Annotated in this window: 11 protein-coding genes; 7 read left to right on the top strand and 4 right to left on the bottom strand. The window is 35.4% G+C overall.

Translation table 11 applies throughout. The features are described from left to right. Positions 1 to 73 precede the first annotated feature (73 nt). On the bottom strand, positions 74 to 2497 hold the full coding sequence (locus A6I66_RS02415; protein WP_067145163.1) for a hypothetical protein: 2424 nt from the start codon (positions 2495 to 2497) through the stop codon (positions 74 to 76). A 92-nt stretch (positions 2498 to 2589) separates the two neighbouring features. Between A6I66_RS02415 and A6I66_RS02410 the strand changes: the two genes are divergently transcribed. Next, positions 2590 to 3063 carry a regulatory protein RecX gene (locus tag A6I66_RS02410; RefSeq protein ID WP_067145161.1) on the top strand — a complete coding sequence of 158 codons (474 nt, stop codon included), beginning with the start codon at positions 2590 to 2592 and terminating at the stop codon, positions 3061 to 3063. Positions 3064 to 3285: 222 nt separating this feature from the next. Here the strand turns inward: A6I66_RS02410 and dgt are convergent, their stop codons facing one another. Then, the gene (gene dgt, locus A6I66_RS02405; RefSeq protein ID WP_067145618.1) at positions 3286 to 4626 is read right to left on the bottom strand and encodes a dGTP triphosphohydrolase; all 1341 of its coding nucleotides are present in this window, start codon (positions 4624 to 4626) and stop codon (positions 3286 to 3288) included. A 188-nt stretch (positions 4627 to 4814) separates the two neighbouring features. Here dgt and A6I66_RS02400 point away from each other — a divergent pair, with 188 nt between their 5' ends. From A6I66_RS02400 to A6I66_RS02380, 5 genes are all read left to right on the top strand, one after another. Further along, positions 4815 to 5207: a carboxypeptidase-like regulatory domain-containing protein gene (locus tag A6I66_RS02400; RefSeq protein WP_067145159.1), complete on the top strand. Its 393-nt coding sequence runs from the start codon at positions 4815 to 4817 to the stop codon at positions 5205 to 5207. Positions 5208 to 5517: 310 nt separating this feature from the next. Next, positions 5518 to 8316: a TonB-dependent receptor gene (locus A6I66_RS02395; RefSeq protein ID WP_067145157.1), complete on the top strand. Its 2799-nt coding sequence runs from the start codon at positions 5518 to 5520 to the stop codon at positions 8314 to 8316. Positions 8317 to 8354: 38 nt separating this feature from the next. Continuing rightward, positions 8355 to 10544: a hypothetical protein gene (locus A6I66_RS02390; protein WP_157614031.1), complete on the top strand. Its 2190-nt coding sequence runs from the start codon at positions 8355 to 8357 to the stop codon at positions 10542 to 10544. A 293-nt stretch (positions 10545 to 10837) separates the two neighbouring features. Next, complete coding sequence (gene atpD, locus A6I66_RS02385; protein ID WP_067145153.1) at positions 10838 to 12346, top strand: F0F1 ATP synthase subunit beta; 1509 nt, start codon at positions 10838 to 10840, stop codon at positions 12344 to 12346. A gap of 103 nt (positions 12347 to 12449) precedes the next feature. Next, complete coding sequence (locus A6I66_RS02380; RefSeq protein WP_067145152.1) at positions 12450 to 12743, top strand: F0F1 ATP synthase subunit epsilon; 294 nt, start codon at positions 12450 to 12452, stop codon at positions 12741 to 12743. A gap of 148 nt (positions 12744 to 12891) precedes the next feature. Here A6I66_RS02380 and A6I66_RS02375 read toward each other — a convergent pair whose 3' ends face one another. Both A6I66_RS02375 and A6I66_RS02370 read right to left on the bottom strand, forming a co-directional pair. Continuing rightward, positions 12892 to 13392 (bottom strand): c-type cytochrome, encoded by a 501-nt coding sequence (locus A6I66_RS02375; protein ID WP_067145150.1) that lies wholly within the window; start codon positions 13390 to 13392, stop codon positions 12892 to 12894. 123 nt (positions 13393 to 13515) lie between these two features. Beyond that, the gene (locus tag A6I66_RS02370) at positions 13516 to 14049 is read right to left on the bottom strand and encodes an alpha-ketoglutarate decarboxylase (protein WP_317047659.1); all 534 of its coding nucleotides are present in this window, start codon (positions 14047 to 14049) and stop codon (positions 13516 to 13518) included. A gap of 157 nt (positions 14050 to 14206) precedes the next feature. Here A6I66_RS02370 and A6I66_RS02365 point away from each other — a divergent pair, with 157 nt between their 5' ends. Next, entirely contained in the window at positions 14207 to 16951 is a 2745-nt protein-coding gene (locus A6I66_RS02365) for a 2-oxoglutarate dehydrogenase E1 component (protein WP_067145146.1), read from the top strand. Positions 16952 to 16978 lie beyond the last annotated feature (27 nt).

Genomic DNA, 16978 nt, shown 5'->3' with positions numbered 1-16978 from the left:
TTTTCTTGCTATTAAAACGACTTATAAATATTTTGAAAATCTAAGTTATTTTAAACAATGGGTATTTATAGTTTTAAGGTGTTATAGATTTTTTAATCACTATATCGCCATTAGAGAGTTTTGCTTTTACTATATAAAAGGAACCTATGTTTGGTAAATAATAGGTTTCAGTATGGCTGGAACCTTTTAGTTGGTATAGTGTTTGCCCTAAAGCATTATAGATGGTCAATGTTCTTATTTTTAAATCTGGTGACGTTTTGAAGTGAATATGCTTGTTTTCCAGATTCGATATTTGAAAACGTTCTTCGTTTAATTCGGTGTGATGGTTTGATAAATTCACATCTTTAAAAAGGATCTCAAATCTGCTTTTAAAGTCACCAATTTCAGAAGTAAAGGTGTATACCGTATTGTTTAAATGATGTGTTTTATTCAGTAAGTTGTCTTTCAAATAAATGTTGTTTTCCATTAAAAAATCACCTTGTAAATGATCAATGGATAAGTTATAGAGTGTTGGCGCATTAATATGGGTACTAAAACCAATATTAATGTTTTCATTTTCATTGAGATCATTTGGGTTTTTACCCTGAACGACGTATTTATTTGTGTCTTCTGTAATTGTGGAATATAAAATGGCCGAATAATTTTCTGTTATAAGTCTTTTAGCATCATATGCTAGTCCGTCATTTTTATCAGTTGCGCCTTCGACATAGGCAATTAAAATTTGACTAAAAACCCCGTTGTCTGACGTAAGATTTAGCCACAGTTTATTAGGAGTAATCTCGGAGGTTTTGTGGTTGTTTTTGGTTTTAAAAAAGAGGGTGTTACTCGTGTTATCCGCCATTCGCATAGCATTTGTAAATTTAACTGTGCCGTTTTTTAATCCTGGAACAAAAAAACTTTGTCCCGTAGAAATGTATTTGCCTGGTGTTTTTTTACTAACTCCTGCCGCGCCTCCCGAACCAATGGTATAAGTGGCATAATCGTTTTGATGAAAATTGGATTGCTGATGGCCTGCATGCGATACATGGTGTTCTGTATTATGCGACCAAAAATATGCGGCCCCATCTATAACTGTTGCGTTGGCTTGTTGAAAAGCTACAAAATCGATAGAAGAAGGGTACGGGTTGCCTATTAAATTCCATGCATAACCTGAATTTTGATCGTTTACAGCTATAGGAGTCGTTAATTCTCCTGTGTTAAATATGCCTTTAAAACTGATTTTATCTGTGGCTGGAAATGTGTTATTACGACTCGATGTGCAGGCGTAACCAGTTCCAGGAAGCATGAGGTCGCTGCCTTTTACAAGTTGCCAATCGTCGCCATTATCATCAATATCATCTCGATCGTTATCAATAAAGTTTTGGGCTTCAAAGTAAAATCGTCTGTCACTATCCACATTCGGAAAAACCTGTTCTATTGTGGTATTTTCTACTGGAGAGCTCCAATAGGTGTAATGATACCAATTGGGTTTGACAGCGCTTTCTTTGTTGAGTATGGCTGTTCCAGGATCGTTAAGAACGAAAGTGCCTAAATGGTCATTTTGAACAAAATTCCCCTGGTTTTCTACAATCAAATGACCGTTTATAACGACGTCGTTTTCAATTTCAATGAAGCTATTGTTGTCAATAGTTAAAGTGAATCCTGAGTCTACGGTTAGATTACAACATTTAAACGACCCCATATTTGTATTATAATCTCCCGAAATTATAGCTTGGGTTGTTAAGTTTGGAAGGCCGTTATCCCAAAAGGAACCGTTCCAAGTGGTGGTCGTTCCAATGCAACTGCGTGCGGCAGAACAAGTATACGTACAGCTTCCTAATATTTGTGGAACTGTTTTTTTTCCAACCCAGTTTAACGGATTTACAATAGCTTCTAAAATTAAAGTTTGATCCTGTTGGGTGCTACAATCGTAGTAGGCATTACCCAGGTTTCCGATGTAAACAGCATTGACGCCATCGGTTAAACCTGCAGGAACCTCACTGTTGTTCGGGTCATTCGTATTGCTACTGTCTTTAGCATCTGTCCAGCCGGTATCGCTTCCAAAATGTATGGCAAATAGCATGGTAGGTTCCACATTGGTACCTTGAAAGGCAATGATTTGATCACTGTTGTTAGAAGCTAGAGAGAAACCTAGATCAGTTGGGTCTTCAGTGGCGTTGCCAAGAGTAGCTGTGTAAATTCCAGAGTCTGTAGCGGTTTCAGAAATGATAATTTCGGTGCCACAAGGTAAATCACTTGTAGCGTTCCATATCACGATACCTTCGGTTTTAGGTTTGCCGTCGGCGTTTAAAGGAAAGCCTCCAGCTGAAACCCAACCCTTATCTGTGAAATTTATGCTGGTGCCATCAGAAACATCTGTTAATAATACAAATGAAAATTGATCGGGGTCTTTAGAATTAAACCCGGTAATAGCGATATCGCCTTCCGTTAAAGTTGTTTGAGAATACGCTAAAGTTGTAATTAAAAGGAAAAGTTGTAGTAAGGTTGATGTTTTCAAGAGGTGTTTTTTGCGTCTTTGTGAGAGAAACTAAAACTGGTTTTTAAATTTTTTTTCAATTGTTTGTTTATCCTTGTTACTTTTGATGTCTTATGGAATCAAAAAAAACATATACGGTTCAAGAGGCTACTAAAAAGCTTGAGCATTTCTGTGCTTATCAAGAACGTTGTCATCAAGAAGTCCGAAAAAAACTGGAAGCCATGTCGATGATTCCTGAGGCTATTGATGTGATTATAGTGCATCTTCTAGATCATAATTTTTTAAATGAAGAACGCTTTGCGAAAGCCTTCGTTCGTGGTAAATTCAATATAAAACATTGGGGTCGTCGTCGTTTAACATCAGAATTAAAACAAAGAGACATTTCAAAATTTAATATCAATCAAGCCTTAGCTGAAATAGATGAAAATGATTACCTGACCGTTTTTTCCGAATTAGCAGAAAACCGAGCGAATTTACTAAAAGAAAGAAATACCTACAAAAAACGTAAGAAATTTATTAATTATTTTTTGTATCGTGGTTGGGAATCACATTTGGTTTACGACAAAGCGCACGAGATTATACGGTAGAAGTTAAAAGTTAAAAAGTGGAAAGTTATTTGAAAGTTTAAGGTTGTTATTTTCCGTCCTCCGTCCTCTGTCTTCGGTCAAAGTTTTTCATTCTACAAATAAAAAATAATCAATACCTTAAAACGACCTACGATTACACGATTCAACAAATAAACAGCAGTATTATCTAAACTTCAAAGCTAGCCCCTAATATTAAATAGTCAATATTCAATGATAAATATTTCAATACCCTAAACCTTTAATTTTTTTATAATCTAACATAGCTTTGCTGTCGGATAGTAATGATACATAGTGGCACACGCTAAGTAAACGGGTGTATAAATCGTCGTCTTTCGTTTTTAGGGTGTCGGGTAGGCCTTTTAAAATTAATAGGTCGTAGTTTGATGGCGTATTGTTATAACTATTATTTACGGCTGTGGTATAGGTTTCTAAAAGTGTGTTTATAACACCGTAACCTACAATTTCTTTATCGATAACCTCGGTTGATTGGTAAACTTTGTCAACGCTAATTTTTATAACGTCCTTAATTTGGGCTTCATAAGCACTTTTGTCTAATAAAGCACAGTCAAAAGAGCCTTCTAAAATGGCCTCTTCGTTTTCCATAAAAATATCTACAGCTTCATTAATTAACGATCCTATTGCGAGTGCACGTAAATAACCAATGCGGTCTTTTTGCGTTTCTAAAGCGTAATAATTTTCAGGTATGATGTTTTTTCTAATGATTTTCGATAAATATTCTAAGGCGTACTCTTCTTGAATTAAGCCAAGGTTGATGCCATCTTCAAAATCGATAATGGTGTAGCAAATATCATCGGCAGCTTCAACTAAAAAGGTTAGCGGATGTCTGGAATAGCTCATACTATCGTTACTGCGTTTTATAAGGCCGAGCTCCTTAGCGACATCTTCAAAGTTTTCTTTTTCCGATTGAAATACACCATATTTCTTATCGGAAATATGTGAGGTAGGTTTTTTAGGAAGCGATTCTTTAGGGTATTTTGTAAAGGCTCCAAGTGTGGCATAACTTAAACGTATGCCTCCTGGTCGTCCTACTCTGGTTTCGGTTAAGATTTTAAATCCGTTGGCGTTGCCTTCAAAATCACATAAATCTTGATATTCTTTAGGGGTGAGTTGGTCTTTGTAAATTTTTCCAGAACCGTTAATAAAAAACTCACCAATGGCTTTTTCACCTGAATGTCCAAATGGCGGATTACCAATATCGTGCGCTAAAGCAGCTGCGGCAACAATAGCTCCAAAATCATTAGCATGGTATCCATGAATGTTTTTTAAATGGGGATGCTTTTCTAGGAGTTTATGTCCTACACTACGGCCCAAGGAACGACCAACAACACTAACTTCCAAACTGTGGGTGAGTCTTGTATGAACAAAATCGGTATTGGATAGTGGGATAACCTGTGTTTTGTCTTGCAGACTTCTAAATTCTGAAGAGAATATAATACGGTCGTAATCCACCTCAAATCCTATACGGTTTTCATCTTGTTCTTTTCTTATACGTTTATTGGTGTCGCCAAAGCGCTTTAAGGATAGTAGTTGTTCCCAGTTCATTGCTGTCATTTAAAGTGGTGGCAAGATACTTATTTTCATTAATAAAATGGGCTATGTTGGTCGTACTTCGGATTATTAATAATAGGTCTCTTAACATTGCGGTAACATTATAATCACAAACGATTAATCTTTTGGTAACACATAACGTTCAGATCTGTAGTTACTTTGCAAAATAATTCAGTAGAACAATGAAACAATTTTTATATATACTCGTTTTTTGCTTTTCCGCATTTGGTTTTGCTCAAAATACAGGTTCGATAAGTGGAAATTTATTGGATTTAGAAGAAGGCAATGCACCGCTATTGTATGCTAAAGTTAAGGTAAAAGAAACTGGTGTTGAAACTTTATCTAACGAAGCTGGTTTTTTTAAATTCGAAAATGTAACACCAGGAACTTATACTTTAGTTTATAGTTTTGTAGGGTATGAAACTAAAGAAGTTAAAGTTGAGGTTTTATCGGCTAACGATCAGAATTTAAAATTGTACCTAGGAGCTAGTACGGTGTCTTTAGATGATTTGGCTTCGGTTTTTGCTAGTGCTACAACGGCTAGTAATGATTCAGGTATCGTAAGTAATAAATAAACATAAAGTATTTAGAATAAGGTTAGGTAATAATACTGACTTTATAAAATTTAAAAAAGCTGCTTTCTAGTAAAATGGAAGCAGCTTTTTTAGTTAGGTTAAGTTTGTGTCTTTTGGAAAATGTTACAATCTAATCTGTTGGTATTGAGGTTCTTTGTTTTTTCATGTTAACTTAATGTAATGCGTTTTTGGTGGGTTTTATTTTTAGATAACCTTAACATAACACTTATGTTACTGTTCTTTAATCATGTGGTAACACTAAAATTAATCTCCTATGGTTTCTTTGCAGCGTGAAATTATGACAAAAACAATGAAAAAATTATTAGTACTATTTACAATTTTTACTTCGGCAGTAGCATTCGCGCAATCTACCGGTTCGGTTAAAGGCAAATTAACCGATCAAGAATACAACAACGAGCCTTTGGCATTCGCTAATGTATTAATTAAAGGAACCACAAAAGGAACGACTTCAGATTTTGATGGCCTTTACTACTTTGATAATATTGAACCAGGAAATTATACTTTAGTTTTTAGTTTCGTAGGTTATGAAACTCAAGAGGTAGCTGTTACTGTTACTCCAGGAAAAACGGAAGAAGTTAATATAGTGATGACCGCCAGTGCGGCTTCTTTAGATGAGGTGGTTGTAACAACATCCACTAAAAGGGAAAGTGAAACGGCTTTATTATTAGAACAGAAAAAAGCCGTTGAAATCAAACAAAGTATTGGTGCTGAAGAGTTAACAAGAAAAGCTGTTTCTAACGTAGAGCAAGGGTTAACAAAAGTATCAGGGATTACTACGGTACAAGATCGTGGTATTTTTGTACGTGGATTAGATGACCGTTATAACTTTTTATTAGTTAATGGTTTGCCTTTAGCTTCAGCAGATCCAGATAATAAAATTATACCACTAAGCTATATCGCTACAAGTATTGTGGGATCGGTTGATGTATTAAAAACTTTTAATAGTAGTATTTATCAAGATTTTGCCGGTGCAACTTTTCAAATTAATACGAAGCAAATTCCTAGTCAACCTGTAACTGTTGTTAATTTTGGTGCAGGTGTAAATACAAATACGACTTTAAAAGATTTCAATATAGATAATAGTGGTGACTTAGAGTTTTTAGGTTACACAGGTGGTGGTCGTAGTCTTCCTGGCCCTTATAATAAAGATGCTACTTTAGGTTACACGGCAACTCCATCAGAATCGGCAACAATGTTCGATACCTCATGGACGCCTGAAACAACAAAAGCACCTTTAAGTACAAGGTTTGGTATTTCTCATGGTCAAAGTATTTATAATAATGGAACCGATAAAGTAGGTTTTTATTTTAGCTTAGATTATAGAAACTCATTTCTTACTCAACAGGGTGTAGAAAGAGCCTTGAACTCAGAGGGTACTGCACAGCAGGATTTTCAAACAACAAATTACAATTTCTCGACACAAAAGTCTTCTTTATTCGGACTTAACTATAAAAGAAATAATAATTTTAGTTTATTATTTAATACCATTTACCTTCAAAACTCTTCCAACTTTATTAGAGAAGCGGCAGGTGAAAATAATGGATTCACTCAGTTAAACGATAAAGTATTCTACATTAGAGATACGAAGTATACCGAAAATGATTTAGTGTCTTTTCAATTATTAGGAGAGAAATCTTGGAGAGATGACAAACACATTCTTTCATTTGGAGGATCTTATGCTTTGGGTAATAATAATGTTCCAGATAGACGTGTGTTAAGAACTGCCGGAGAGGGTGAAGAAGCAGAGTATATTACTACCAATGGTATCGATCCTTTTAAATTTTATCAAGAGTTAGAAAACTATAACGTAAATGCTAAATTAGATTATCAAATTGGTTTACAGAAAAATGAAGAATTAGATAAGTATACCGCCATATTAAAAGCTGGGTATAATTACGATGAGATCTCTTACGATTTCTTTAATAGAACGATATCTGTAGATCAAAATTATAGTGGTGTTTTACCTTTTATTAATACGAATGATCCTCAAGCATTTTTTGATCAAGGGTTTGAAGATGGCTACTTGTTTTATAGAAACACAGCCGATCCACAAGCCAAGAGTTTTATCGACCAATCTATACATGCAGGGTATTTAGATTTTACTAAAGAATGGGACCGATTATTAGTGCAAGTAGGGGTTAGAGGAGAGTATGCTTATAGAAAAATTACATACCGTGAGCAGTTAACTTCAATTAATTCGCCTTACTCCGAATTAGAATATGAGCCGTTCGATATTAGTCCGTCATTCAACGTGAAATATACGCTTAACGATGTTTCAAATATTCGTATTGCGGGTTCTAAAACCGTAACGAGACCACGATTAAGAGAGATTCTACCAACAACGTTTCAAGATGGAGATGGTAATCAAGTTATTGGTAATCCAGAAATTGAAAACTCTAAGAACTACAATCTTGATTTAAAGTATGAGATTTTCCCATCAAACTCTGAGGTGCTTGCCTTTACTGCCTTCGGAAAATTTATTGATAGTCCTATAGAACGTCTTTCTAGAGCTACATCTGTAGGTTATAGAACATACTTCGATAATTTCGATCAAGCTTATATATATGGTGTAGAGATTGAAGCCAAATTAAACATTGGTAATGTTACCAATACAGAGGTTTTAGAAGGATTCACTTTTGGTCTTAATGGGATTCTAATGGATTCGGAAGCTTCAGCTGATCCTGATAGTGATGAGTTTGCTTCGGTGACAAACACAAACAGAAAATTACAAGGAGCATCAGATTGGGGAATAAATACCGATTTGAGTTATAAATTGGTCGATAAAGGAGAAACTAATTCTTCACTAAACTTGATTTTTAACACATACGGAAGACGTATTTACGCAGTAGGTGTAGAAGGTGCCGATGAGATTTATGAAAAACCAATTAATCAATTAGATTTTTCATGGAATACACAGTTTAATGAAAAAATAGGATTGCGTTTTACTGTTAGAAATATCCTTAACGAAAAAACACTTTTCACTCAAGATGCAACACAAGAAGTGCAGTTCCCAGAAAAGTATAGTAACATAATAGAAAGTTTTAACCAAGGCGTTAACTTTAGTTTTAACCTAACATATAAACTATAATTAATTTTAATACAAACAGTAACAATTTAATAACAAAAATGATGAAAACAAACTTTTTAAAAATTACACTTGTAGCAAGCTTATTTTTAGCTGCAATGTCATGTAGTAATGATGATGATGTCACTGGAGGTGATGATGGAGGAGGAACCGAAGGTATTATTGAAGGAGATATCACAGAAGATTTATTTTTAGAAACAGGTAATTACATTCTTAGAGGAGCAGTTAAAGTACACGAAAATGCTACTTTAACTATTGAAAAAGGTTCAACTATCACGGTAACAGCTGAAGACCAAGCTGCAGGAATCAACTTATTAATGGTATTACAAGGTGGTAAATTAATTGCTGAAGGTACAGCTTCTGAACCAATCGTATTTACTTCAGAAAACCAAAACGCTGAAGGTGGTTCTGGTGACTGGGGTGGAATCACTTTACACGGTAGAGCGCCGTTTAACGGTCCTGCAGATTCATTATCTGAAGCTGGTCAAGAGCCTTACGGTGGAAATGACGCGGCAGATAGTTCAGGGTCTTTAAAATATGTACGTGTTGAGTACGCTGGTCAAGCATCTTCAGACGGAGAATTCGAATTTAATGCATTTTCATTCTTCGCTTGTGGTAGCGGTACTGTTGTAGAATATTGTGAGGCTTTTGAAGGTGCTGATGATGGTTTCGAATTTTATGGAGGAACTGTTCACGCTTCAAACTTATCTATGGTTGGTATGGAAGATGATTCTATCGACTGGGATGAAGGTTATACAGGTTCTTTAACAAACGTTGTGATTTACCAGTATGATAACGTTGGTGATTACGCTTTCGAATTAGCAAGTAGAAGTGGCGAGTTTAATGCTACACCAAGAGCTAATGTTTTAGTTAAAGATGTTACAGTTAGAGCTAGTAACAGAGGTGGTAAAGCTGCTTTCGATCTTAAACAAGGTACTGCTGGAAATTTTGATAACATCGTAGTTTCAAATGCTGAATCAATCATTTTCTTAAACGATCAATTAGATCAAGTAAATGATGGAACTTTAGTATTTACTAACGCTAATTTTGAATACAGCACAAACTTAGTAGTTAACAACGTTGATGGTACTGATGTTTCAGGAACTTTAGTATCTCAAAACCCTGTTGCATCAGGAGCTGATGCTTCTGCTTTTGCTGGATGGTCTAGATATTCTGAAATTGATGGAACTGGAGCTAACACAGGTGTAATTGAAGGAACAATTACAGGTGAAGTATTTATTCCAGCTGGAAATTATACATTAAAAGGAGCGGTATACGTTGAAGATGGTGCTACTTTAACTATCGAAAAAGGTACTACTATTACTGTAACTGCTGAAGATCAACTTGCAGGTGTTAACTTATTAATGGTATTACAAGGTGGTAAATTAATCGCTGAAGGTACTGCTGATGCACCAATCGTATTTACTTCTGAAAACAAAAACGCCGAAGGTGGTGCTGGTGACTGGGGTGGAATTACTTTACACGGTAGAGCGCCTTTTAACGGACCAGCAGATTCATTATCTGAAGCTGGACAACAACCTTACGGAGGAAACAATCCTTCTGATAGCTCAGGGTCTTTAAAATATGTTCGCGTTGAGTATGCTGGTCAAGCATCTTCAGATGGTGAATTCGAATTTAATGCATTTTCTTTCTTCGCATGTGGTAGCGGAACTATCGTAGAAAACTGTGAAGCTTTTGAAGGAGCTGATGACGGTTTTGAATTTTATGGTGGTACTGTAGAAGCTACTAACTTATCTATGGTTGGTATGGAAGATGATTCTATCGACTGGGATGAAGGGTATGCAGGAACTTTAACAAACATTGTTATTCATCAATATGATAACGTTGGTGATTACGCTTTCGAATTAGCAAGTAGAAGTGGTGAGTTTAATGCTTCTCCAAGAGCTAATGCTGTTGTAAAAGATGTTACTGTTAGAGGAAGTAACAGAACAGGTAAAGCTGCCTTCGATCTTAAGCAAGGTACTGCTGGACATTTTGATAATATCGTTGTAACAAATGTAGAGACTGTAATTTTCTTAAACGATCAATTGGATCAAGTAAATGACGGATCTTTAGTGTTTACTAACGCTAATTTCGATTATACAACTACCGAGGTTGTTAACAATGTTGATGGTTCTGTATTAATCAGTTCTTTTATTACTAACAATGCTTCTGCTACAGGTGCTGATACTTCTGCTTTTGATGGATGGTCTCACTATGCTGAACTATAATGATTATTTAAAATAGGAGTCTTAGTTCTAAGATTCCTAAATAATATAATTCTAGAAACCCTGTAAATTATTTTGCAGGGTTTCTTGTGTTTTTAGCATATATATAAGGTACTATTTAACAAATAATAGATTTCCGAAGCCATTAAAAACTATATTCAAAATTAGGCTTCATTTTTCAGTCTAAAAAAGCAATAAAAACAACTTTCTTTTTAAATTAAAAAATATATCTTTGCAGCGCGAAAACAAAAAGTGTTTTCACTCAACTAAGTCGCATAAAATTAAATAAATAAGTAATGTCTAAAGTTACAGGTAAAGTTGCTCAAATAGTAGGTCCGGTTATCGATGTTAAATTCGCTTCGGAATCAGAACTTCCAAAAATTTACGATTCATTAGAAATTAAGAGAGCCGATGGTTCTATTTTAGTATTAGAAGTACAATCTCATATTGGAGAAGATATCGTTCGTACTATCGCAATGGATTCCTCTGATGGTTTAAGTAGAGGTACTGAAGTTACTGCAACAGGTGCTCCTATTCAAATGCCAATTGGTGATGATGTTTACGGACGTTTATTTAATGTAATTGGAGATGCTATTGATGGTCTTGGAGATTTACCTAAAGCTGGAGAAGCGGGGTTACCAATTCACCGTTCTGCACCTAAATTTGAAGATTTATCAACATCTACAGAAGTTTTATTTACAGGTATTAAAGTAATCGACCTTATCGAGCCTTATGCAAAAGGTGGTAAAATTGGTTTATTTGGTGGTGCCGGTGTAGGTAAAACTGTATTGATTCAAGAGTTAATTAACAATATAGCAAAAGGTCACGGTGGACTTTCAGTATTCGCTGGAGTAGGTGAAAGAACACGTGAAGGAAATGACCTTTTAAGAGAGATGTTAGAGTCTGGAATTATCCGTTACGGTGATGATTTTATGCATTCTATGGAAGATGGTGGATGGGATTTATCTAAAGTAGATAAGTCTAAAATGAAAGAATCGAAAGCAACTTTCGTATTCGGACAAATGAATGAGCCTCCTGGAGCACGTGCTCGTGTGGCTTTATCTGGTTTAACTATTGCTGAGTATTTCCGTGATGGTGCTGGTGAAGGTCAAGGGAAAGATGTATTATTCTTCGTAGATAACATCTTCCGTTTTACACAAGCTGGTTCAGAGGTATCTGCATTACTTGGTCGTATGCCTTCTGCGGTAGGTTACCAACCAACTTTAGCAACAGAGATGGGTGCTATGCAAGAGCGTATTACTTCAACTAAAAGAGGTTCTATTACATCTGTACAAGCGGTTTACGTACCTGCGGATGATTTAACGGATCCTGCACCGGCAACAACGTTTGCTCACTTAGATGCAACTACAGTATTATCTCGTAAAATTGCCGAGCTTGGTATTTATCCTGCGGTAGATCCTTTAGATTCTACTTCAAGAATTTTAACAGCCGATATTTTAGGTAAAGAGCATTATGCTTGTGCACAACGCGTAAAAGAGTTATTACAACGTTATAAAGAATTACAAGATATTATTGCGATCCTTGGTATGGAAGAATTATCTGAAGAAGATAAATTAGCCGTAGGTAGAGCAAGACGTGTACAACGTTTCTTATCTCAACCTTTCCACGTAGCTGAGCAGTTTACAGGGATTCCAGGTGTATTAGTAGATATCAAAGAAACTATTAAAGGATTTAACATGATCATGGACGGTGAATTAGATCACTTACCAGAAGCAGCGTTTAACCTTAAAGGTACCATTGAAGAAGCTATTGAAGCTGGAGATAAAATGCTTGCAGAAGCTTAATAGGTTTTCGGTTACTAGTTTTTAGTTTCTGGTTGATATGTGAAAACTAACAATCAATAACAAGAAACTAATAACTATCAACTAATAACAAATAACTAAAATTATGTATTTAGAAATTGTATCGCCTGAAGCAACCTTTTTTAGTTCAGAAGTGGAATCTGTGGCTGTGCCAGGTGTTGATGGTGAATTTCAAATGTTAGAAAATCATGCGCCAATAGTATCGCTTTTAACAGCTGGAACTGTTAAGATACGTATTCATACTAAAAGCCATTTAGATTACGATAAATTACATCCAGAAGTAAAACCTCATATGGTTGATACAAAAGTATTACTAATTGATATTAAATCTGGTACACTTGAAATGAAAGATAATAAAGCTATTATTTTAGCCGATTAAATTTAATTTCAATAACATATAAATTAAAAACGCGAAGCCTATGCTTCGCGTTTTTTGTTTTTGGCAAAAGTAAAATGTGGTGGATTCAGACTTCTGCCGAGTTTAAATTTAGTTGTTGTTGGTAAAGTGTAATAAGTTTATGATAGATTTAAAGGGTTCTAAAGTATTCTAATAGTGCTCTAGCTTCTTCTTTTGAATTGATTTGAACGGGCATTGGAGAGCCGTGGTACTCTTCTAATAAGGCTTTGGCTAAAGGGTCGTCTTTAACCATTTTATTTGGGCTTAATATCATGTTCATAACCCATTCTGGAGTGCGTCGGTTTAGGATGTCTTTCGGTGCTGGACCAATAAATTTTTTGTCTGTTCTGTGGCACGCTGTACAAGTGCTTTTAAAAATGTCTTCGCCTTGTTTAGCTAGTTCTGTATTTATTTGTGCATCTAAAATGATATTAGAAATAGGACCAACACCTTTATTCGTTAAATCTATGGTTTTTGATGGTGGCAATTCTTCAGATGCTGCTGTAGCGCCAGATTCTAATGTTGTTTTGTTCTCGTAAGTAAAACCCGGTTTTTTTTTCTCCGAAGTATCACCACAACTTATTAGGGCAGTCAGTATGACTGGGATTACAATTTTTAAAGCTGATTTCATAGAAATAATTAATATGGCAAAAGTAATCGCCTTAATTTTTAGAAATTATGATAATTGTCATAATTATCGATCCTTTTTAAAGAGATTTTTATAATTGTGGCCTTGTGTTTGTTTTACTAAGGTTTAAAAATACACCCTGAAAAATGGGGACCATGGGCTGAAATAAATGCTTTTATCGTCGTCATATAACACGTCATAACGCACGCCAAACGCAAAATTTCCGGTGCGGTAACCAGCGCCCAAATATAGTGCTGAAACCCAATAATTTTCATCTCGGTAAATAGTAGTAGCATCGAAATTTTGGTTAACATTAAGCTGTTCGAATTCTGCCGAAATTTGTATCGCAGGAATTACATTGTATAAACCAATAAGGCTACCACCTAAAATGGTAGATTTGTATAGGTCTTTTTGGTTGTTAAATGTGGCGTTTAGGCCCAGACCTAAGGCAAAACGCTCATCAAATTGGTAAATGGCACTTGGAGCAATCGTGCCGCTAAAAAAATCATTGCCGAAACTTAATCCCAGGCTGCCACCGTAGCGCACCTGATTCCAAAAATCGCCTTTAGTCTGTTGTGCTTGAATATTGATAAAGCAGAAAGAAAAAACAACGCATAATAGGCTTGCTTTTTTAGTAATATGAAATAAAGTCTTCTTCAAAATAATAATATATTAAAAAATTAACACTATTTTGATCATATTCGTGAAATGAAGATGAACTGCCATAAATATAGGCAAAGAATCATCTAATTTTACTAAAAGTTGTATTTTTGAGAAATATTTTTTTTGAAAAAACTACAGGAGACTTTAACTTACAATGGATAAATATTCTTTTTTAAACGCCGCACACACGGCGTATTTTTCTGACTTATATAATCAATATTTAGAAAACCCAGATAGTGTAGAGCCTAGTTGGAGAGCCTTTTTTCAAGGTTACGACTTTGGAACAGAGAACTATGGGTTAGATGGTGAGATTATTGAAGGTGTTTCAACACAAATACCAGAACATGTTCAGAAAGAATTTAATGTATTAAGACTGATTGATGGGTACAGAATGCGTGGGCATTTGTTCACCAAAACTAACCCTGTTCGCGACAGAAGAAGCTATACCCCAACTTTAGAATTAAGTAATTTTGATCTTTCCGAAAACGATTTAGATACACTTTTTAATGCTGGTGAAGTTTTAGGTGTCGGACCTAAAACATTAAGAGAAATTGTAAAACACCTTGAACGTATTTATTGCAGTTCTATTGGTGTGGAGTATATGTACCTGAGAAACCCGGAGGTTATTAAGTGGTGGCAAGATCAATTAAATAAAAATGATAATCACCCAACCTTTTCGGCAGATACTAAAAAGTATATTCTTTCTAAATTAAATCAGGCCGTAACTTTCGAAAACTTTTTGCAAACCAAATATGTTGGGCAAAAACGTTTTTCATTAGAAGGTGGAGAATCTCTAATTCCTGCTATTAGTAATGTGCTTTTTTATGCGTCTAAAAAATACGATGTAAAAGAGTGTGTTCTTGGAATGGCGCACCGTGGTCGTTTAAGTACTTTGGTTAACATTTTTAGAAAGCCAATGAACGAACTTTTTAGCGAGTTTGATGGTAAAGATTTTGAAGATGCTTATATCGATGGTGATGTTAAGTACCACTTAGGTTTAACACTTGATAAAACATACCAAAACGGTAAAACTATCAAAATGAACTTGGTGCCTAATCCATCGCATCTAGAAACTGTTGCCCCGGTTGCCGAAGGAATTACTAGAGCGAAGATTGATAATGATTATGATGGTGATGATTCTAAAATCATTCCAATTATCGTACATGGTGATGCTGCAATAGCGGGTCAAGGTGTGGTTTACGAAGTTGCTCAAATGAGTCAGCTAAACGGATATAAAACAGGAGGTACTATTCATATTGTTGTGAATAACCAAGTAGGATTTACTACCAACTATCTAGATGCAAGATCTAGTACTTACTGTACAGATATCGCTAAAGTTACTTTGTCGCCTGTATTACATGTTAATTCAGATGACGCTGAAGCTGTAGTTCACGCGGTTGAGCTAGCATTAGAATACAGAATGCGTTACAAAAAAGATGTGTATATCGATTTATTAGGCTATAGAAAATATGGTCATAACGAAGGTGATGAGCCTAGGTTTACACAGCCTAACTTATATAAACATATTGCAAAGCATGCCAATCCGTTTAAAATATACTCGGATAAGTTAATTGCTGAAAACACTATAGATAAAGCATATTCTACTCAAATTGTTGAAGAGTTTAAAGAAACGCTTGAAACGGCTTATACAAAATCTAAAGAAGACGATTCGTCTAAAGTTCGCGAGTTCATGATGGAGCGTTGGAAAGGATTTGTACGTCGTGGTGTTGATGCCATGTTAGAGCCTGCCGATACTGCCTATGCTAAAGATAAATTAGAAGGTATTTCAAAAATTGTGTCTACTGTTCCAGAAGGTGTGAAGTTTTTACGTAAAGCAGAGCGTATTCTTGACGGAAGAGCAAAAATGGTTTTTGAAACCGATACTTTAGATTGGGGTATGGCCGAAACTTTAGCATACGGAAGTTTGCTAGAAGAAGGATTTAATGTGCGTATCTCAGGTCAAGATGTAGAGCGTGGAACCTTTAGTCATAGACACGCGATTTTACGTGATGAAATTTCTGAAGAGCGTATCAATTTATTAAACACAAACCCAGCTAATAAAGGGGAAATGTATATTTACAATTCCTTCTTATCAGAATACGGTGTGTTAGGTTTCGATTATGGTTACGCCATGGCCAACCCAAATACATTAACTATCTGGGAAGCGCAGTTTGGAGATTTTAGTAACGGTGCCCAAATTATATTCGATCAGTACTTATCGGCTGCAGAAGATAAATGGAAATCTCAAAATGGTATCGTTGTATTATTACCTCATGGATACGAAGGACAAGGCTCTGAGCACTCTTCAGCAAGAATGGAGCGTTACTTACAGTTATGTGGAAACGATAATATGATTGTTGCCGATTGTACAACGCCAGCAAACTTTTTCCACCTGTTACGTCGTCAAATGAAACGCGATTTTAGAAAACCTTTAATCGTATTCACGCCTAAGAGTTTATTGCGTCACCCAAAAGCCGTATCTTCCATAAGTGAATTAGCATCAGGAGAATTCCAAGAGGTTATTGATGATACAATCAATCCAGATAACGTTACAAAATTAGTGTTCTGTACAGGGAAATTCTACTACGATTTATTAGCACAACGTGAAGAATTAGGAACAGAAGAAGTTGCTTTAGTTAGAATCGAGCAATTATTCCCATTACACATCGATAAAATAGATGCGGTAATAAATCGTTACCCTAATGTTGAGAAATATATTTGGGCACAAGAAGAACCTAAAAACATGGGAGCTTGGATGCATATTGCACAACGTATGGAACTTGTAAAACTTGAAGTTTGTTCAAGACCATATAACTCTGTGCCTGCTCCAGGGTCAAGTACAAGAGATAAAAGAAGACAGCAACAAGTTATTAATGCTGTATTTGATATAAAAAGTTAGATTAAAGAAATAAGATACCATTAAAAT

Source organism: Pseudotamlana agarivorans (assembly GCF_001642835.1).
GTDB lineage: Bacteria > Bacteroidota > Bacteroidia > Flavobacteriales > Flavobacteriaceae > Pseudotamlana > Pseudotamlana agarivorans.
This window is presented reverse-complemented; position numbering and strand designations above follow the sequence as displayed.